This is a genomic window from Bacillus sp. EB106-04-02-XG92, from assembly GCF_058791995.1.
On sequence record NZ_JBYTEA010000007.1, the window covers coordinates 140,007 to 160,629 of the forward strand.

General features: G+C 34.3%; 17 protein-coding genes and 2 other annotated features. Of the genes, 14 read left to right on the plus strand and 3 right to left on the minus strand.

The features are described from left to right. Positions 1-282: 282 nt before the first annotated feature. Positions 283-1,794, plus strand: coding sequence for a M36 family metallopeptidase (locus AC3WVA_RS18900; RefSeq protein ID WP_048528802.1), 1,512 nt, complete (start codon positions 283-285; stop codon positions 1,792-1,794). A gap of 260 nt (positions 1,795-2,054) precedes the next feature. Here AC3WVA_RS18900 and AC3WVA_RS18905 read toward each other — a convergent pair whose 3' ends face one another. Next, positions 2,055-2,534: a YozF family protein gene (locus tag AC3WVA_RS18905; protein WP_048528803.1), complete on the minus strand. Its 480-nt coding sequence runs from the start codon at positions 2,532-2,534 to the stop codon at positions 2,055-2,057. Between the two features lie 216 nt (positions 2,535-2,750). Here AC3WVA_RS18905 and AC3WVA_RS18910 point away from each other — a divergent pair, with 216 nt between their 5' ends. From AC3WVA_RS18910 to AC3WVA_RS18950, 9 genes are all read left to right on the plus strand, one after another. Beyond that, the gene (locus tag AC3WVA_RS18910) at positions 2,751-4,133 is read left to right on the plus strand and encodes a UDP-N-acetylmuramoyl-tripeptide--D-alanyl-D-alanine ligase (RefSeq protein ID WP_492322094.1); all 1,383 of its coding nucleotides are present in this window, start codon (positions 2,751-2,753) and stop codon (positions 4,131-4,133) included. Between the two features lie 66 nt (positions 4,134-4,199). Further along, positions 4,200-4,410, plus strand: a binding site (T-box leader). Positions 4,411-4,518: 108 nt separating this feature from the next. Continuing rightward, complete coding sequence (aspS, locus tag AC3WVA_RS18915) at positions 4,519-5,805, plus strand: aspartate--tRNA(Asn) ligase (protein WP_098345806.1); 1,287 nt, start codon at positions 4,519-4,521, stop codon at positions 5,803-5,805. Positions 5,806-5,984: 179 nt separating this feature from the next. Next, positions 5,985-7,169, plus strand: a complete 1,185-nt coding sequence (locus AC3WVA_RS18920) for a glycerate kinase family protein (protein WP_166689310.1) — start codon at positions 5,985-5,987, stop codon at positions 7,167-7,169. Beyond that, positions 7,166-8,596 (plus strand): SLC13 family permease, encoded by a 1,431-nt coding sequence (locus AC3WVA_RS18925; RefSeq protein ID WP_341013640.1) that lies wholly within the window; start codon positions 7,166-7,168, stop codon positions 8,594-8,596. Before AC3WVA_RS18920 ends, AC3WVA_RS18925 begins: the two co-directional genes overlap by 4 nt. 129 nt (positions 8,597-8,725) lie before the next feature. Further along, positions 8,726-9,409 (plus strand): response regulator transcription factor, encoded by a 684-nt coding sequence (locus AC3WVA_RS18930; protein ID WP_098520445.1) that lies wholly within the window; start codon positions 8,726-8,728, stop codon positions 9,407-9,409. A gap of 3 nt (positions 9,410-9,412) precedes the next feature. Beyond that, the gene (locus AC3WVA_RS18935) at positions 9,413-10,771 is read left to right on the plus strand and encodes a HAMP domain-containing sensor histidine kinase (protein ID WP_098881032.1); all 1,359 of its coding nucleotides are present in this window, start codon (positions 9,413-9,415) and stop codon (positions 10,769-10,771) included. An 18-nt stretch (positions 10,772-10,789) separates the two neighbouring features. Beyond that, positions 10,790-11,749, plus strand: coding sequence for a PepSY domain-containing protein (locus tag AC3WVA_RS18940; RefSeq protein ID WP_098881033.1), 960 nt, complete (start codon positions 10,790-10,792; stop codon positions 11,747-11,749). A 107-nt stretch (positions 11,750-11,856) separates the two neighbouring features. Beyond that, positions 11,857-12,105 (plus strand) — a binding site (T-box leader). 116 nt (positions 12,106-12,221) lie between these two features. Beyond that, entirely contained in the window at positions 12,222-13,562 is a 1,341-nt protein-coding gene (locus AC3WVA_RS18945) for a sodium-dependent transporter (RefSeq protein ID WP_098881034.1), read from the plus strand. Between the two features lie 36 nt (positions 13,563-13,598). Beyond that, entirely contained in the window at positions 13,599-14,513 is a 915-nt protein-coding gene (locus AC3WVA_RS18950) for an alpha/beta fold hydrolase (protein WP_098520444.1), read from the plus strand. A 42-nt stretch (positions 14,514-14,555) separates the two neighbouring features. Here AC3WVA_RS18950 and AC3WVA_RS18955 read toward each other — a convergent pair whose 3' ends face one another. Together AC3WVA_RS18955 and AC3WVA_RS18960 are read right to left on the minus strand one after the other, a co-directional pair. Further along, positions 14,556-15,125, minus strand: a complete 570-nt coding sequence (locus tag AC3WVA_RS18955) for a nucleotidyltransferase family protein (protein ID WP_098345798.1) — start codon at positions 15,123-15,125, stop codon at positions 14,556-14,558. A 24-nt stretch (positions 15,126-15,149) separates the two neighbouring features. After that, complete coding sequence (locus tag AC3WVA_RS18960; RefSeq protein ID WP_492322095.1) at positions 15,150-15,947, minus strand: lipid II flippase Amj family protein; 798 nt, start codon at positions 15,945-15,947, stop codon at positions 15,150-15,152. A gap of 181 nt (positions 15,948-16,128) precedes the next feature. Here AC3WVA_RS18960 and AC3WVA_RS18965 point away from each other — a divergent pair, with 181 nt between their 5' ends. The 4 genes from AC3WVA_RS18965 to AC3WVA_RS18980 all read left to right on the plus strand — a co-directional run bounded on the left by AC3WVA_RS18965 (position 16,129) and on the right by AC3WVA_RS18980 (position 20,540). Further along, entirely contained in the window at positions 16,129-16,794 is a 666-nt protein-coding gene (locus AC3WVA_RS18965) for an HAD family hydrolase (protein ID WP_492322096.1), read from the plus strand. A gap of 205 nt (positions 16,795-16,999) precedes the next feature. Beyond that, a complete protein-coding gene (locus AC3WVA_RS18970) occupies positions 17,000-18,439 on the plus strand; it encodes a GntP family permease (RefSeq protein ID WP_417902451.1) in 1,440 nt (479 codons plus the stop codon). Between the two features lie 52 nt (positions 18,440-18,491). After that, a complete protein-coding gene (gene eutG, locus AC3WVA_RS18975; RefSeq protein WP_098345795.1) occupies positions 18,492-19,694 on the plus strand; it encodes an alcohol dehydrogenase EutG in 1,203 nt (400 codons plus the stop codon). Between the two features lie 147 nt (positions 19,695-19,841). After that, positions 19,842-20,540, plus strand: a complete 699-nt coding sequence (locus AC3WVA_RS18980) for an aspartate/glutamate racemase family protein (RefSeq protein WP_417902453.1) — start codon at positions 19,842-19,844, stop codon at positions 20,538-20,540. The last annotated feature ends 83 nt before the right edge of the window (positions 20,541-20,623 follow it).

Consider the following 20,623-nt stretch of genomic DNA (forward strand, 5'->3'; position numbering starts at 1 on the left):
AAATTTATCCGGCTAATGTCCTCATAATCCATTTGATTGATTCCACTAGTAAATTCTTTCTCCACACCACGCTAATTAAAATACTGTGCAAATTTCTTTCTAAAGTATTGTTTTCATTTTACACATAAATATTGAGAAAATTTCACTCACCCTAAATGGAAAGGTAATAGAATTGTTTATAGAGAATTACTCGTAGATTCAATTTTTATCCCATTTTGTGGGGAATGATTGCCTAGTGGTAATGGGGTAAGGTTGAGCTACTTTATTAGGGGGAGTGGTTCTATGTTTAATAAAAAAATGGTGGCAATGGCAATGACTGTGCCGTTAGTAATGGGGACGATTTCGACGGTTTCAGCACTGGAAAAACAGCAGCAAGTAAAGCTAGAAGCTTATTCGCCGCAGAAAAAAGCAACGGAATATTTAAAAGCAAATGCTGCTCAGTATGGATTAAAAACAGACCTTTCAGACTTACAATATATTTCTACAACAGAAACGTCAGTAGCTTCATATGTTAGGTTCCAACAAGTTGTAAATGGTGCACCTGTATTTTCAAAACAAATTACAGTTACTCTTAACGGAGAGGGAAAAGGAGTGCTTGCTGTTTCTGATTATCAATCCGTTAAAGGTGTGAAGGAAGTAACGACAAAAATTAGTGAAAAAGATGCAATACAAAAATCAATGGCATATGTTGGAGAAGCAAGTGAGCAAAACTTATGGGCTCCTACAGAGAAAGAATTCGGATATATTGTGGAAGAAGGAATTGCTCGTCCAGTATATAAAGTTGTAGTCCATTCTAATAACCCGTTTGGTGCATGGGAAACATTTATTGATGCGGAAAACGGAAAGTTAATTAAAAAGGTTGATATAAACCGAAAAGCAGAAGGATCAGGAAAAGTATTTTTACCTAACCCTGTTGTATCAAGCGGGAGTTTAGCAGGATTAAAAGATAATAACGATGCAGATTCAACTGCGCTAACGAACCAATTGAAGACTGTTACGTTAAAAGGTTTAGATGGGACAGGATTTTTAATTGGAGAGTATGTAACGATTTCTTCAAAAGCGAGAACGAAATCTACAAACTTACAATTCAACTATACACGTGCAAATGATAGCTTTGAAGATGTAATGTCATATTATCATATTGATACATTGCAACGTTACATTCAAAGTCTTGGGTTTCAAAACATTAACAATCGCTCCATTAAAGTGAATGTGAATGGAACGACAGCTGATAACTCATTTTACTCTCCGACAACGAAAGCTTTAACTTTCGGTACTGGCGGAGTAGATGATGCAGAAGATGCTGGTATTATCGCACATGAATATGGGCATTCGATTCAAGATAATCAAGTACCTGGTTTTGGTAGTTCAGCAGAAGGCGGAGCGATGGGAGAAGGATTTGGTGACTTCTTAGGTGCTACGTATGAAGATGCTGTATCGACTACAGGATATGGAAAAGCATGTGTTGGAGAGTGGGATGCGGCGGCTTATTCTAGTTCAGATCCAACATGCCTGCGCCGATTGGATACGAATAAAGTGTATCCGAAAGATATTACAAATGAGGTACATGATGATGGTGAAATTTGGGCACAAGGTCAATACGAAATGGCACAAGCATTTGGACGTGACGTAGCAACGAAAATTATTTTACAATCACACTGGTCATTAACACCAAACTCTAAATTCAGTGATGGAGCAAAAGCAATTAAGCAAGCGGATGCTCTTTTATATGGCGGACAACATGCTGCTGATATCGATCGTATTTGGGCAGCGAGAGGAATTAGTACGAATTAATATAAAAAGTCGTGGCATTTATAAGCCACGACTTTTTAATTTGCTTATGAACTGGTACTAGTAAAGTAAGCAAAATGAATGGTAGTGTGAATTTATCCCGCATTTAACGGGCAGTAAGACCCCCACCTCAAAATGTAGCGAAAGCAAAGAAGTTAGGCGGGGGGCGGGCTGCCCATTAAAGCCCGATTGGTGAGGGCTAATAATCAGTGGGGGATGAACAAAACCCCCACTGATTAAAGTTTCACTTTATATGCATTTGTTTATTTTTTCTCGTCTTTAAAAACAAAATGCTCTTTAAATTTTCTAGACTCCACTTTTTGACCGTTTCTCATGGAGCGGAAAGGGTGTTCTTGCCAAGTAATGATTACATCAACTACATCTGCTTTTGTAGCAACTGGGAAATTAGCATGTTTAAATCCAGTTTTTCCACTTGCTAAGCGACTTTCCTTCCGTGAGAAAAGTTCATATTTCGTTTTCGTTTTTGGCTCATTGCGGAATACTTCGACTTGTACGTTATATACTTCACTGTTTCCGACATTTTTAACTGAAAATTGATATGTTTGAAATTCATCTTTTTTAGCTTGAAGCATATTTTTATCTATGTTCTTCGGTTCATCAATATTCACTTGCCATTGATCAGAGTTTTGGGAGATTGGTAAAGATTTTGGTGAATAGGCATATGTTTCATTCACTACAATTAGGCATAACAAAAGAAGAAAGAAACTAATCGCTTTTTTCATAAGAACACCTCGCTACAAAATTTTTATCCCGCATTAACGGGCAGTAAGACCCTCCACCTCAAAATTGAGGGAAAGCAAAGAAGTTAGGTGGGAGGCGGGCTTACCGTAACAGCCCGATTGGTGAGGGCTGATAATCAGTGGGGAGGAACAAAATCCCCACTGATTAAAGTTTCACTTTATCAATATGCGTAAATAAAACGGAAATTATGTAATAAAATGGAAAAAGTTGATACTTTGATTCGGATGAATTTGAAAAAATTTGAAGAGGTAGTAGGTGGAGAAGGATTACGAAAATCATTTCATCATATAGATATACATGGTGTCTGCATAGATTCTAAAAGCATTAAAGAAGGAAATTTGTTTGTTCCAATCATTAGGGTGAAAGATGGACATGATTATGTGAAAGAGGCAATAGATAATGGAGCTGTCGCTTCTTTATGGAAAAAGTCTCACGGCACTCCGCCAAAAGGAATGCCAGTTATATTTGTAGAGGACACTTTGCTTGCTTTGCAACAATTGGCACAATTTTATCGTAAAGAGCTAAATGTAAAAGTGATTGGAATTACAGGGAGTAATGGCAAGACAACGGTAAAAGATATTGTAAGTATGATTTTAGGTACAACTTATCGTGTGCATAAAACAAAGGGGAATTTAAATAGTCAAATCGGTTTGCCATTAACAATTTTAGAAATGAAACGAGATACAGAGTTTTTAATACTTGAAATGGGAATGAGTGAAAAAGGACAAATTCGAAACTTATCAAAAATAGCAAAGCCAGATGTTGCGGTAATTACCATGAGTGGACAATCGCATTTAGAAACGCTTGGATCAAAAGAAGAGATTGCGAACGCTAAATTAGAAATTATTGATGGCTTAAAAGAAAATGGGTTGTTTATATATAATGGTGATGAACCATTGCTTTTGCAAAATAAAAATCTACCAAGTATAAATTGTAAGGCATTTGGTGAAAAGTATACGAATGATTTGTTTCCAACAAACGTGGAATTAGATGGACATGGTGTTCATTTTAGATTAAATGATTCAAAAATACAGTACGATGTTCCTTTACATGGAAAACATAATATTTTAAATACGATTGTCGGCATCGCTGTAGGTCAATTTTATAAAGTCCCTTTAGAAACAATAAAGGAGGCATTGCGGCAAGTTACTATTACTCAAATGCGCTTTCAATTTATAACTGCTAAAACAGGTTTTACGATTATTAACGATGCATGGAATGCCAGTCCTTCTTCAATGAAGGTTGCAATTGAGACGTTACAGAAATTAAATGCCTATGAGAAAAAAATTATAGTGATTGGGGATATGTTGGAGTTAGGAAAGAAAGCTGAAACATATCATAGAGAAATTGGCAAAATGTTAAATCAAGAGTGTATTCAATATGTATTTACTTATGGAGAGTTAGCTGAAATTGTAGTGGAAGAAGCAAGAAAGAACTATGATACGGGAAAAGTACAGTCATTTAATAACAAAGACAAGATAGCAGAGGAAGTATTAAAAGTTATAACGGAAAATGATGTTGTACTATTAAAAGGCTCACGTGGTATGGCTTTAGAGGGGATTGTACAAAATTGGATATGAAAAATGAAAATGTATGTAAAAAGGCTTGCTTTTTATAAAACAAAGAGATAGAATACTCTGTAAATATAAAAAGTGATGATCAGGAAAAGTACATGATGCAAAGGTCTACAGAGAGCAATCGGTTGCTGAGAAGATTGCGATACCGCGTGATGGAAAGACACTTGTGAGTGTTGCTTTGAACGTGATAATTAGTAAAAGCAAACGGTACCTACCGTTATCAGGGCTAAGATGGTCATTTGACAATTTGGGTGGTACCGCGGAAAAATCCGTCCCTATTTATAGGGGCGGATTTTTGTATTCTTTGAAGGGAGGTGAGTGACCGTGGATGATGACGATGACAACAACAATAACGTAAATAAATATAAATTTACTGGAGGGAAATGTGATGAAGCGTTCACTCACAAAAGAATGTACGGAGCAAAGCGGAAAGGTTGTATTACTTCAAGGATGGGTAAAAAAGATTCGTCATCTAGGTAATGTTAGTTTTTTATTATTACGGGACAGAACAGGAGTAATTCAATGTGTATTAGAAAACGAGTTAGCTGGATTCAGAGTCGATGTAGAAAGTGTTGTCCACGTAATTGGTGAAATAGTTGAGACGTCAAAAACAGAGTTAGGAGTTGAAGTGCTTGCTCACGAAGTGAAAATATTAAATGGCGCAGAACCACTTCCGTTTGAAATAAATAAAAAGAAGTTACAAGTTGGTTTAGATCAACTACTGAATGGACGGGTATTATCATTAAGACATGAGAGAATCGCGGCGATATTTAAAGTGAAATCTACACTCGTTCAGAGCTTTAGTGAATTTCTTATAGAGAACGATTTCACACGTATATTTACTCCGAAAATTGTTTCGCAAGGGGCAGAAGGAGGAGCGAATGTTTTTAAGCTTCCATACTTCCAAAAAGAAGCTTATTTAGCACAATCACCTCAGTTTTATAAACAAATGATGGTAGCTGGGGGACTCGAACGTGTTTTTGAAGTTGCACCTGTTTACAGAGCGGAACATCATAATTCTTCCCGTCATTTGAATGAATATATATCGTTAGACGTAGAACTTGGATTTATTCATGATTTTTATGAAGTGATGCAACTAGAAACGGATGTTTTACGATATATGTTTCAACAAGTAGCAGAAAACTGTGAAAAAGAACTACAACTATTACAAATAGAAGTACCTGTTATTATAGAAATACCGAAAATTACATTGTTACAAGCGCAAGAAATTTTGAAAACTAAGTACCAGAAAGAATCGCCAATTGGGGATTTAGATACAGAAGGTGAGAAGCTGTTAGGGAAATATGTGAAGGAAACATATAAGAGTGAGTTTGTTTTCATTACACATTATCCGAAAGAAGCTAGGCCGATGTATACGATGCCAAATAAAGAGAATCCATCTATTACCGATTCATTCGACTTACTATATAAAGGACTAGAAATAACTTCAGGGGCACAGCGCATTCATGATTATGAAATGTTACTCGCTTCTTTTAAAGAAAAAGGATTACATCCAGATACATTTCAATCTTATTTAAATACATTCCGATATGGTTGTCCCCCGCATGGTGGTTTTGGAATTGGATTAGAGAGAGTTGTATACAAACTATTAGAATTAACAAATGTACGAGAGGCGAGTGCTTTTCCAAGGGATTGTACAAGACTTATCCCTTAATAATAGGGGGAGGAAATGTATCCGTTGTGCTATTTCATAGTACAACGGATTTTTTAGTTCGTAAAATTCAGCAATTTCTCACCAAATTTTAATGTAAGCTTAATTGTTCTCTCTTTTTTCACCTTTAGTATAAGCCTTAGAAACGAAAGAGATATACAAGGTGAAGGGAGAAATATTACATGCGTATTTTAGTTGTACCATCAGGATTTAAAGAAAGTTTAGGGGCAAAGGAAGCTGCTGATGTAATGAAAGAAGGGATTTTAAAAGTAATGCCGTTAGCTACTGTAGAGACTTTACCAATGGTTGATGGCGGGGAAGGTTTTACAGAGGCAATTATAAATATCACTGGTGGAAAAATGTATAACGTACAAGTAACGGGACCTGTTGGAGACGAGATACAATCTTATTTTGGTATTTTTGAAACGAGAAATGGTGAGCGTACAGCTGTTATTGAAATGGCTGCAGCAGCTGGGCTACGCCTTGTACCAAGAGATTTACGTGATCCTAGAAAAACGACTACTCATGGTGTTGGGCAGTTAATAGAATTAGCTTTAAATAAAGGTGTAAATCGTATATTAATAGGGTGTGGTGATTCAGGTACGTCTGACGGAGGAGCGGGTATGGCTGAAGCGTTAGGTGTAAAGTTTTTAAATGAAGATGAAAAAGAAATACAAATTCAAGGTGGCACCTCGTTATTACAAGTTTCAAAAATAGATACATCGCAAGTAGATCCTAGGTTAAGGCATGTTCAAATTGATGTTGCCTGTAATTGGTTTAATCAATTATGCGGCGAACATGGAGTAGCGCGAGTGTTCGGTCCGCAAAAAGGTGCAAATGAAGCACAAGTAATAGAACTAGAAAAAGCACTAGAGCGCTATGCTTCTGTTATAAAAAAAGATATAGGGATAGATGTACATCATACACCAGGAAGTGGGGCATCAGGCGGGCTTGGTGCGGGACTGCAAGCTTTAATTGGGGCAACGCTTCATCCGAGATACGATATTATTATGAAGTATATGGATTTAAATAAACTATTGTTATCGTGTGATCTTGTATTTACTGCGGAGGGAAGTATAGATTTTCAAACACCACGTGGGAAAATTCCGGCTGAGGTGGCTAAATGTGCAAAAAAATATGGATTACCAGTAATAGCGTTAGTAGGGACAGTTGGTAAAGGGGCACGTATTAATTACGATTATGGAATTGATGCGTATACAAGTATATTACCGATGCCATCTTCATTAGAAAATGCATTTTCTAATGCGGAGAAATGGCTTCGTGATTGTACAGAGAGTACGATGCGTACAGTTTTAGTCGGTTATCAAATCGCTTCTCGTTTGAATAAAAGTGGGTACGTATCATGATTGAAAAGAATGTAGTGGAATTATATGCGAATAACAATGATACTCCGAAAATTAAGTCATCCTGGGTACTGTCTGTAGCACTTATATTAATTGTAGAAATCGTTCTTTTGCTTCCATCGTCATTAACGATGGAAGCAAAATGGAGTTTGTTTGGATTTTGCTGTGCAATAATATTATGGACAACAACAACGATAAATTCAGCTTATATTGCACTCGGTTCTGTCTTATTTCTAATTATTTCAGGAACAGCAAAGCAAGATCTTTTATTTGATTCTTTAGCTTCAGATGTCATTTGGCTTATGATCGGTTCATTTATTTTAGGAAGGGCACTTCAAGTTACCGGTTTAGCTGAGAAAATGACGTACTTTGTTGTAAATCGTGCTCGAAATATTTCGGGCTTGTGCGGGATTTTGACAATGATTATTCAAATACTCGCTTTTTTTATTCCATCTACATCGGGACGTGCAGCGGTTGTATTACCTGTTTTTCAAGCTATATCTAAAGAAATAGGAAGTAGAAGAATTACGAAAGCATTAGCAATTTTAATGCCTACTGTAATTTTAGTTTCAACAAGTTCTACAATTATTGGGGCAGGCTCACATTTAATCGCCCTAGATATGTTAAAGGAATACAATAATAAAAATATTACATTTGTTGAGTGGTTAATATGGGGATTCCCATTTGGAATCATAATGAGCTTTATAAGTTGTCGCGTAATATTATTTTTATTTTTAGATAAAGAGGAAGTAAAAACAAAACTGAACCAGAAAAGAATTAAATTTGAGTTGTCGCGAAATGAGAAGTATACAATCAGTATTTTAATAGCGATGGTAGCTTTTTGGTTAACAGAGTCGCTACATGGTTTGGAAATTGCAACTGTTACGATAAGCGGAGTGTTTTTATTAACTTTACCAAAAGTCGGTGTGATGCAGTGGAAAGAAAGTTTAAAAGGTGTCTCGTGGAACTTAATTTTATTTGTTGGAGCAGCAATTGCATTAGGGAAATCTTTAATGGAGAGTGGTGCAGCGCAATGGATTATGCAAAAGTTATTTTTAGTAACTGAACTTATTAATAAGCAATCCATTTTCATCGTATTACTCGTAATTGTTCTTCTTTCAGTTACATCACATTTATATATTACATCTCACACTACGAGAGCAGTCATTTTTATTCCGCCACTACTATATTTTGCAAGTAGTCTACAATTAAATGAAGTAACTGTCTTATTTTTAGGTATTGTTGGAATGAATTATTGTTTAACCTTTCCGGTCAGTTCCAAAGCTTTACTTTTATTTCAAGAAAGTGATAGAGAAACTTTTCAGCCGCAAGATTTATTAAAGTTAAGTAGCTATTTAAGTGTTATATATATGCTTCTAATGGTCTTATTTTATTATGCATATTGGCAATGGGTTGGATTGTCTCTTTAACAATCAGGAATATATTTTGTTCCTGATTTTTTTCATTAAGTCGGACAGAATATTGGGTATTATTTCTTTTGGAGGAAAGTATTACTTGTTATACTAAAATGGTGCAAATATATATTATAGGAGGCTTTTATGGGAGAAAGGATTTTAATCGTCGAGGATGAAGAAAAAATTGCTCGTGTTGTGCAGTTGGAATTAGAGTTTGAAGGATATGAAAGTGAAATTGCAAAAACAGGTACAGAGGCAATGGAAAAGTTCGGCAATGGTAACTGGGATTTAATATTACTTGATGTAATGCTTCCAAATATAAGTGGGTTAGAAGTTCTTCGAAGAATACGTTTGAAAAATGCTGTAATACCTATTATTTTATTAACTGCTCGTGACTCAGTTGTTGACAAGGTTAGTGGTTTGGATCAAGGAGCAAGTGACTATATTACAAAGCCTTTTCAAATAGAAGAACTTTTAGCGAGAATTCGTGCTTGTTTAAGAATTTCAAATGTAAGAAAAGAAGAGGAACATAGTAGTTATCAAATTGCAGATTTATATTTAGATGAGAAAACGAGAGAAGTGAAAAGAGGTAATAATCTAGTCGACTTAACACCACGTGAGTTTGATTTATTACTCTTTTTAATGAAGCATGAAAATCAAGTGTTAAATCGAGAACAGATTGTAACGAATGTTTGGGGATTTGATTATTATGGTGATACAAATGTTGTCGATGTATATATTCGATATATACGTAAAAAAGTAGATTGTAATGTGGACGTACCACTTATTCACACTGTTAGAGGTGTTGGGTATGTCTTAAAGGTGTAATATATGAAAATTAAAAATAAAATATATTTATTCTCTACAGTATGGTTACTACTTATTTTGTTACTTATTAATAGTTCTATATATTTTTTGTTTTATAAAGTTACAACGAACGGGGAGTTAGAACGATTAAAACGTGAAGCAGTACATATTATAGAAGGAATGAATGTAGAATCAGCAAAAGAAATAGACGCAGTAAATCTGTTGCAACCATATTTACCTTCAAACGGAATGATTAGAGTTATTAATGAAAATTCAAAGGTAATGATTAGACAAGAAGTAGATAATACAAAACCAATACCAGCAGTAAATACGAAATTTGAAAGAAAAGAATCAGCGGGAATTTATGAGAAAAATGGTGGGAAATTCGCTTATATAAAAATGCCAATCATTTGGAATGATGGGAAAATCGTTTCGTTAGAAATGACAGAACGTTTAGATAGTTTGCGAGATAATTTAAATATGTTAAAAAATGTATTAGTTATTGCATCACTTTTCGTTTTAATTCCGTCTTTTTTTGCGGGAAGAATGTTAAGTAAATTCATCTTAAAACCTGTAAATTCTTTAATACAAACGATGGAGCATATACAAGATAGAGGGATTTTTAAAAAAATACCACTTGAGAAAAAATCAAAAGATGAATTGCATAAAATGGGAACGACATTTAATAAAATGATCGATTTATTACATCAGAACTTTGAAAAGCAACAGCAGTTCGTTTCAGATGCTTCACATGAATTGAGAACACCGTTAACTGTTATTGAAAGTTATGCAAAATTATTAAAAAGATGGGGAATGAAAAAACAAGATGTTTTAGAGGAATCTGTAGAAGCGATATACTCTGAGGCAGTAAGAATGAAAGGTATGACAAATCAAATGTTGCTGCTTGCCAACAGTAGTGCAGAGTGGAAGTTGGAAACGAAAGAATCAGATTTAGTTCGATTATGTAATAGGACTGCGGAACAACTAGAAAAAACATATAATCGGGATTTTCGTATTGTTACAAATGAAGAAAAGGTTGTTGTAAATATTGATGAACAAAAAATAAAACAAGTATTAGTAGTATTATTGGATAACGCAATGAAATACAGTAAAGATTCAATTGATTTGACAGTAGGAATACAAAAAGAAAAAGTCTTTTTTTCTATTCAAGATTACGGTATGGGAATTCCAAAGGAGGATTTAGAGAAAGTGTTCGATCGCTTTTTTCGAGTTGATAAAGCGAGGAGTAGGGAAACAGGGGGTACCGGTTTAGGATTATCGATTGCCAAGCAAATTATCGATGCTCATGAAGGAAATATACTACTTGAAAGTGAAGAGGGAGAATGGACGAAAGTTACTGTATATTTGCCTCGTTTTTTATAAAGAGATAGGAGATTGAAAATGAAAAAGAAATGGAAGGTAGCGTTGTTACTTTGTTTTGTACTTGTAAGTGTAGCGTTTGTATCACAACGTATTGTTTCTAAGCAAGGAGAAAAAATATTATCTAAAAAACAAATTCAGAATATTGTGTCTGAACAGTATCCTGGGAAAATAAAAAATATGAAATTAGTAAACAAGGGGGAACAAGATATATATACAGTAAATCTTTCAAATGAAAAAGGCTCATATGAAATAATAGTAGATGCTCAAAGTGGTAACATAAAACGCGCAAAAGAAATATCGTTAAATAGTAATACGATAACGAAAGAGAAAGCGGAAGAAATGGCACTCCAGAAAGTGCAGGGAATCATTAAAAGAACTATATTAGAAAAAAGAAATGGGATAGAAGTGTTTGTTATAACGGTAGAAACAAATGCTAATCAAAGTACAATAGTTGAGATTGAAAAAACAACTGGTAAAATTCAATTGTTAGAGAAACCGATGACAAAAATTACAGAAGAGCAAGCAAAAGAGATTGCAGTGCAGCAAGTACCAGGGAGTGTAAAAGGGATAAAACTAGAGCAAAAAAACGAAAAAAATATATATGTAATAGAAATAGAGAAAAGTGCAAATGAGAATGTAATAGTAGAAATTGAAGAAAGTACAGGCGCTTTTATTGGTACTTCACAAATACAAAAAGTTATAACAGAAGAGCAGGCGAAAGAAGTGGCGCTACAAACAGTACCAGGTGGATTTATCGAGAAGGTAAGTGTAGTTAATATAAATGGTTTGGCTACTTACCAAATTATAATAAAAAAACAAACAGAAACGGTTGATGTAAGAGTACATACAATAACAGGAGAAATTATATCAACTACATCAGTAAATAACACTATTCAGCACAAGGAGTCATCACAGCAACAAGATGACGATGATCAAGAAGAGGGAAATGATGATCAAGATGATGATGGCGAAGGATAATCACAATAATAAACGGATTCTCGTTAAATTTTAATATATCCCTTGACAGTTACAAATATAACCGATATACTTCATATTAATTTCAAAAGAAAATATATTCTAAATATTTAATTGTGTTGAATAGGAGTAGTAAGGTCGTATATTTGTACAGAGAGCTATGGGTTGGTGTGACATAGCCAAATGACATCCTGAACTCGCCTAGGAGCAGTAAGGTGGAACGGAATCGCATTCTTAGTAAATCTTAACGGTTAACCTTCGATATTAGGTTTGTAATCAAACGATTACTACTAAGGTGGATTCATAATGGAATCAATAAGGGTGGTACCGCGTTAAGTAAATGGCTTAGCGTCTCTTTATATAGAGACGTTGGGCCATTTTTTTATTTTATGGAAATAGAAATGGAGGGTTTATTCAGATTGGTTTGTAAAATTTAATTATTTATATAAAATGATTTAATTAGGAGGAAAATAAGATGAAACAGACGGAGCAATGGACTTCGAAATTAGGTTTTATAATGGCTGCAGCAGGATCGGCAATTGGACTTGGCGCAATATGGAAGTTTCCTTATATCGCTGGGAAGAGCGGGGGAGGAGCGTTCTTTCTAATATTTATATTATTTACTGTACTAATTGGGCTGCCGTTACTTATAGCTGAATTTATGATTGGACGCAGTACGCAGAAACAAGCAGTTGGCGCATTTAAAAGTATCGCACCTAATACAGGATGGCACTGGATTGGACGCCTTGGTGTTGGAACATGTTTTATACTACTTTCGTTTTATAGTGTTGTAGGTGGATGGGTCTTAATTTATTTATTCAGAGGACTAACGGGACAACTTATTACTCCGGGAGAAAATTACGGAGCATTATTTACTGAAACAATTGGAAATCCCGCTTGGGCAATTATGGGCCATTTCGCTTTTATGTTCATTACGATTTGGGTTGTATCAAAGGGAGTACAAAACGGGATTGAAAAAGCAAGTAAATATATGTTGCCAGCATTGTTCGTTTTGTTTGTCGCTCTTATTGTTCGCTCACTAACACTTGATAACGCAATGAAAGGTGTAAAGTTTTTCTTACAACCAGACTTCTCAAAGATTACTTCAGAAAGTATTTTGTTCGCAATGGGCCAATCATTCTTTGCGATTAGTATCGGTATTTCGATTATGGTCACGTATAGTTCCTATTTAAATAAAAAAGAAAGTTTACCAAAATCAGCAATAACAATTGTTGGATTGAATTTATTTGTTTCATTATTTGCAGGTCTTGCTATTTTTCCGGCCGTATTTTCATTAGGAATGGAGCCAACAGAAGGGCCTGGATTGCTATTTATCGTATTGCCATCAGTATTTAGTCAAATACCATTCGGTGGGGTTTTCTTAACAGTATTTCTTGCACTATTTACATTTGCGACATTAACATCGGCATTTTCATTATTAGAGACAGTTGTTTCAGCAGTGACAAATGGTGAACAGGAAAGAAGAACGAAATTATCATGGATGATCGGTTTCTGCATTTTCTTAGTAGGTATACCATCAGCGTTATCATTTGGGGTATGGAGTGATATTACGATTTTCGGAAAGAATATTTTTGATGCAGTAGACTTCTTATCTAGTAATATATTAATGCCACTTGGTGCACTATTTATTAGTATCTTCGTTTCATTCAAAATAGAAAAGAAGGTATTAGAAGCAGAGTTTTTTGTAGGTGGTAATTATGGAAAGAAAGTATTTACTTGTTGGGCATTTTTACTTCGCTTTGTAGCACCGCTCGCAATCATCATCGTCTTTTTAAATGTAATAGGGATTATTTAACAATTAATGTTATAATATTCAGTAAAAAAGAAGGTGATGATCATAAAGGCGAATTTGATAGAAGCAGGGAAATATATGAATATTAGAGGGAAAAAGCTATACGTTGAAACGCATGGAGATCCTAAAGATAAACCGGTTCTATACTTGCATGGTGGACCGGGAGAAAGTTGCTATGATTTTTCATTTCATCAAGCGGAACGTTTAAAAGATTCTTTATATATAATTATGATAGATCAAAGAGGTGTATGTCGCTCAGAAGAAATTACCGAGGACGAAGCTTTTGGATTAAAAGATTTAATTGAAGACTGTGAGGAACTAAAAAAAGTATTACAAATTGAGAAGTGGTCTGTAATTGGACATTCTTTCGGCGGATATGTAGCGTTGCTATATGCGTCGATATATCCAAGTTCAATAGAGAAAATAATATTTGAAGGGCCAACTTTCGATTTTGCGTTAACAAGTAGAGCTTTGTTACAAAAGACAGGGAACTTATTAAAAAAGTATGGAAAAGAAGAAGTAGCAGAAGAGTCTCTTGCTTATTCATCTAGCAATGCTAGTTCAGAAGAGTTGTTAGAAGCTTATATAAGATTAAGTGATGACCTAGAAGAAAAAAGAATGGAGATTTACAATTATAAGGAAGATGTGACAGACGAGAGTTTATATAGTGATGAAGAGTGGGAAGTATTTTCAAATCGCTCCAAGATCCATTTTGATAGATTAAAATTAGAGGGAGCAGTTCATACTTCATTATTACCTAAAATAAAAGATTTACAAAATCCAATGTTATTAATAGTAGGAAAACATGATGTAGTAACTTGTGAAAAACAAATTGAAATATTTAGTAAAGATGCTCGAAACGGTAAGTATATCGCATTTGAAGAGAGCGGTCATTCACCTCATTATGAGGAAGCAGATAGATTCGCAGAAACAGTCCTACATTTTTTGAAATGAAGAAAAGGGTGCTTCTATAAATGAGAAGCACCCTTTTCAAATTTATGAATATGTGATTGTGATCTTAGGCCACTTACTTTGCCAATTCTTTTTAATAACTCTGTTTTTGTACATAAGTATACGCTCTTTCGATTCAAGAAAATGAGTTGTCGGTCTCACTTGTAAGGAAATCACATCTTCAATACCGCATGGAGCTGTTAATATGACTTTGTTTAGGTCATCAAGTGTAACTCCTAAAGCCGTTGCAGTTTCAGGAAATTTAGAAATAGCATCAACAGAAGAAGAATACGGTGGCATATTATTCACTACATGCATACGAGCTTGATTTTTTACCGACCAAGGGATTGTAGCATCAATATTCTTTAATTTATTTTCTAATGATTGTTCGTACATCTCATCTTTATGTAGACTATCATAATAAATTACATCAACATCAGGCATAGCTGTTCGAACTTCGTAGTTATGTACAGTATCCCAAATTTTAGAACGGACAAACCCGGCACAAATCCACCAATCAGGTAGTTGTAGTGATTTTGCCATTTGTAATACATTCATCATCCATTCATCGTTTTCTATTAAGCGAATTATATCTTGCTCTGTTTGTATATTCATTGATACATTCACCTTTCTAGTAAATTAATGTAGTAGTTCAATAATCCATAAAATCCAGTAAGCACCTGGTACAAATAGTAGTTGAGCTAATAACGTACCGAAAAGTCTAGAAATCATTAGCCAACCGTACATTTTACTCATAGACTCAGCACCATTCTCTGATTGTAAAGCACGCTCTGTTAAAAGAGCGATGCGTGGATCGAGTAGTACGGTTAATAAAATTGTAGCAAAACCATTTACTAGACCAGAAGCTGTACTTGCGTTTGTTGCATAGTCTGGATTTAGAAATGAAGCGTAAAGGGCAGAAAGAACACCAGCTGTATAAATAGCAGTAGCAAACATGTTAATAATCATAATACGTTTTGGAATACCACCGATACGCAGTCTATGAATCATTTCTAATTTTGGGAAGCGTACATATTTTTTTGTATACTTTAATTTTTGAATGTTATTCGTTTTCATCATTCGAATGAAAGAACCGTCTGTTTCAAAGTTTTGTATGACGTATCCAAATAGTTTTGTTAAAGTTGGATACAGTATAATCGCAAGTAATGTACCGATAGAGGCAGATAATAGTACAAGTCGTATAATATGCTCTAAATTAATAGAAGAATCTAGTTTTGCATCATCGACAATGCCACCTATTAAAAAGGCTTGTAGTAAGTTTGATGTTCTTGAAATAAGCAATACCATTCCTACGACAGATAATGCAACAGCGATCTTTTTCAAACGAACCCCTGCTAATCGAATACTATAAGAACTTGTTTCGACTGCGTGAATTATAATTGTAAAGGCCATAATAAATATTAATGTAATAGACATTTGTTTCACCGATTTCTATTAAAATAATTGTAACTTTTTTACTTTATCATATATATCATTTTTTGTAACTGAAAGTATGTGACAAAGGAAAAGGAATTTTCAGAAAAAAGAATAATGATGGTATAATAAAGATATGGGAAATAATGCTATATATACAGTGGAATAAGTGGGGGAAGAAAACATGTATACAACATTTCTATTTGATCTAGATGGAACATTGACTGATCCGAAAGAAGGGATTATTAATTCAGTACTGTATGCATTAAAAAAGGTTGGGATTGAAGAATTACATATAAGAGAGTTAGATTCATTTATTGGACCACCGATTCAGCAATCATTCATAGAGAGATATAATATGGGGGAAGGAGAAGTTGAACGAGCGGTTTTTTATTTTCGTGAGTATTTAAAGCAGCGTGGATTGTTAGAAAATAATGTATACGATGGTATTCCAAATCTTTTACAACAATTAAAAAATACCGGAAATCGTTTATTTATAGCAACTTCAAAACCTACTGTATTTGCAAAACAAGTACTAGATCATTTTCAATTAACGAATTATTTTGAAGATATCGTTGGAAGTAATTTAGATGGTACAAGAATAAAGAAAGAAGAGATCATTGCTCATATTTTACAAACAAATGAAGAACTTAATAAAGAAGGAATTGTTATGATTGGAGATAGAAAGCATGATATAATCGGTGCGAATTATAATGAGATTGCTTCAATTGGTGTTTTATACGGTTATGGTAGTGAAACAGAATTGACTGAAGTTGGTGCGACTCATATAGTAAATGATGTAAAAGAATTACATTATTTCTTGGTAGAAAATAGTTTGATAAAGAAGTAAATATAGAGACTGAAAATCCCTTTATAACGTATGACAATGAAATCGTTTATGTTTAAAGGGATTTTTCATATGTAATCGAATACTTATAATTAGACATTTTTAGCATGAAAAATTTGTATGAATTAGAGGAGGGATGTCAGAAATAAAAGATTAGTAGAACTATATCAATAAAAGTTTGAATTTTCAGTTTAAAGGAGGGGTATAATTGGAGCTAGTTATTATATTATTAGCACTTAGTTTACTTATGTTTGTAGCGTATAAAGGATTTTCTGTTATTTTATTTGCACCGATATTTGCATTATTTGCAGTATTTTTGACAGAGCCTAGTTTTGTATTACCTTTCTTTTCGAATATTTTTATGGAGAAAATGGTAGGTTTTATTAAACTGTATTTTCCTGTATTTTTACTTGGGGCAATTTTTGGAAAAGTAGTAGAAATGTCAGGAATTGCAGATTCGATTGCAAAGACAATTATAGAGTTAGTTGGTGAAAAACGTACAATATTAGCGATTGTATTAATGGGTGCTATCTTAACGTATAGTGGTGTTAGTGTTTATGTAGTAGTGTTTGCTGTATATCCGTTCGCAGCTAAGTTGTTTCGACAAGCGAATATTCCAAAACGTTTAATTCCTGGAACAATCGTTCTTGGAGCGGTCACGTTTACGATGGATGCGCTACCTGGATCACCACAAATCCAAAACGTAATACCTACAACGTTTTTTAAAACAGACATTTATGCTGCGCCGATACTTGGTATTGTAGGGGCAATTTTTGTACTTACGTTAGGATTACTATATTTAGAGAATAGACGTAAGAAGGCGAAAGCAGCAGGAGAAGGATATTTTGGTTTTAACGATGGGAATACGGAAATGGCAGCTTCTTTACAAGCAGAACAAAAAGATATGCCGCTGGTTAAAAATATTGAAATTACAAGAGCACAGCAAGTGATTGCTTTTATACCACTTATTTTAGTAGGTGTAATGAATAAAGTTTTTACTATTATGATACCGAAGTGGTATCCAAATGGTTTTGATTTTTCAGCTATTGGTATGAAATCATTTGGAAAAGTAGAATTAAGTGCAGTAGTTGGAATCTGGTCAGTAGAATTGGCACTTATTATAGGTATAGTAACAACGTTATTATTATATTGGAAACGTGTAGTAACAGGATTTCAAGCTGGATTAAATACAAGTATTGGTGGAGCGCTACTTGCAACGATGAATACAGGAGCTGAGTTTGGATTTGGTGGTGTCATCGCAGCACTTCCAGGATTTGCGATTATGAGAGATGGTATTTCTGCCACATTCACAAATCCTCTTGTGAATGGAGCAGTCACGACGAATATTTTAGCTGGAATTACAGGTTCTGCATCAGGAGGAATGGGGATTGTTTTAAGTGCGATGGGAGATAAGTTTATTGCAGCGGCCAATCAATTCGATATTCCATTAGAAGTAATGCATCGTATCGTGTCAATGGCATCAGGAGGAATGGATACATTACCACATAACGGAGCAATTATTACTATTCTTACAGTTACAGGTTTAACACATAAACAGTCATATAAAGATATATTTGCAATTACTGTTTTGAAAACGGTTGCTGTATTTTTAGTTATTGCATTCTATACAGTAACAGGAATTTATTAAGTCGATATTTTATAAACTAAAATATTAATTAGGGTAAGAAGGGGTGGAGTACTTGCAAGAAGTTGCTGAGTTTCGTATGCCGAAGTCTGTATTATATGGAAGAAATTCGCTTGAAAAGCTGGGGGAACAATCTAAGAAGTTGGGGAAAAGAGCGTTTATAGTTACGGATACAATTATGGAGGAGTTAGGATATGTTGAGAGGTGTATACAACAACTAAATACGAAAGGTATTACAGTTATTACATATAATAAAGTAAATGCTGAGCCTACCAATATACACGTGTTAGAAGCGTTAACTATTTGTAAAGAAAGAAAGTGTGATTTTATTATCGGTATTGGTGGTGGAAGTTGTATCGATGCAGCGAAAGCAGTCGCGGTGTTATATACTAATGGTGGAGAAGTGGAAGATTATGTCCAAAAGGATATGGAAATAGACAATGATCCGCTACCACTTATTGCAATCCCAACAACTTCTGGTACTGGGTCGGAAGTAACAAGTGTAGCAGTAATTACGAATAAACGAACACATGTAAAAATGATGATGAAACATCCAAGTTTTACCCCACAAGTAGCGATTATTGACCCAATTTTAACGCGTTCGGTACCACCTCATATTACAGCAGCAACAGGGATAGATGCTTTATGTCATGCAGTCGAAGCATATATTTCTAGAGTTTCACAATCACTTACAGATGTACTAGCTCTTTCCGCCATTGAAAGTATTATGAAATATTTACGTATTGCATATGAAGACGGAGAGAATATGGAGGCAAGAGAAGCGATGATGATAGCATCCTTACAAGCTGGAATCGCATTTTCAAATGCATCTGTTACATTAGTTCATGGAATGTCAAGACCAGTAGGAGCGTTATTTCATGTACCACATGGTATATCAAATGCGATACTATTACCTACAGTTTTAGAATATACAAAAGTGAGTGCAGTAAAAAGACTAGCGGAAATTGGACGTTGTTTCAATAAAGATATGTATTCCTATTGTGATGATGAAGTAGCCGACTACACGCTGAGGGAAATAAAAAAACTTTGTTTTGATCTTCGTATCCCAAACTTAAAAGAATACGGAATTGGTGAGGTTGAGTTTGAAAAAGCTATTTCTAAAATGGCGTCTGATGCAATTGAAAGTGGAAGTCCAGCAAATAATCCACGTGTGCCATCATATGATAAAATTAAACAGTTATATCGAGAATGTTTTCATTATCAATATGAAGATTCTATAAAAACATTAGATAATTAATTTCAGAATATTCTTATAAAATTCCCTTGGAAATAGTTAAAACAAGACTTTATATTTTAAACGTAAAGTCTTGTTTTATTATGTATAATATATATAATAAAATGTTTTAATTAGCTAAAAAATAGTGTGAGGTAGGTGTATGTTTTTATGAAAACAATAGGTTTAATTGGTGGTATGAGTTGGGAATCAACGTCTGAATATTATCGGATCGTAAATGAAGAAATAAAAGAGAGATTAGGAGGATTACATTCAGCAAAATGTATGATTTATAGTGTGGACTTTGAAGAGATTGAACGATTCCAGTCTAACGGAGATTGGAATGGCGCAGGAGAAGTATTAGGGAATGCAGCATACGCGTTACAGAGCGGTGGAGCGGATTTTATAATTATTTGCACGAATACAATGCATAAAGTAGTTGAGAAAATAAAGGAGAATATACATATTCCAGTTTTACATATCGCTGATGCAACAGCGAAAGAAATGAAAAGGAAAGACATTCAAACGGTTGGTTTGCTTGGAACTAAATATACAATGGAGCAAGATTTCTATAAGTTACGCATAGAAGAAAATCATATAAATGTAATGATTCCATCAAAAAAGGATAGAGAAAAGATAAACGAAGTAATATATACAGAATTGTGTTTAGGAAAGGTAACACCTCAATCTAGGGAGTATTATAAAAGAGTAATAGAAGGTCTAGTACAAGAAGGGGCCCAAGGGATCATATTAGGTTGTACAGAAATAGGATTATTAATAAAGCAAGAAGACGTATTAGTTCCAATATTTGACACAACTCATATACATGCAGTTGAAGCAGTTAATTTCGCTTTACGAAATAGATTATAATTATATTATGTAACTTAGTTCGTGTATGTGGAAAACATTCAGAAAATATTTTATAATGTAAGTGGTTACATTTAAGGGGGAAT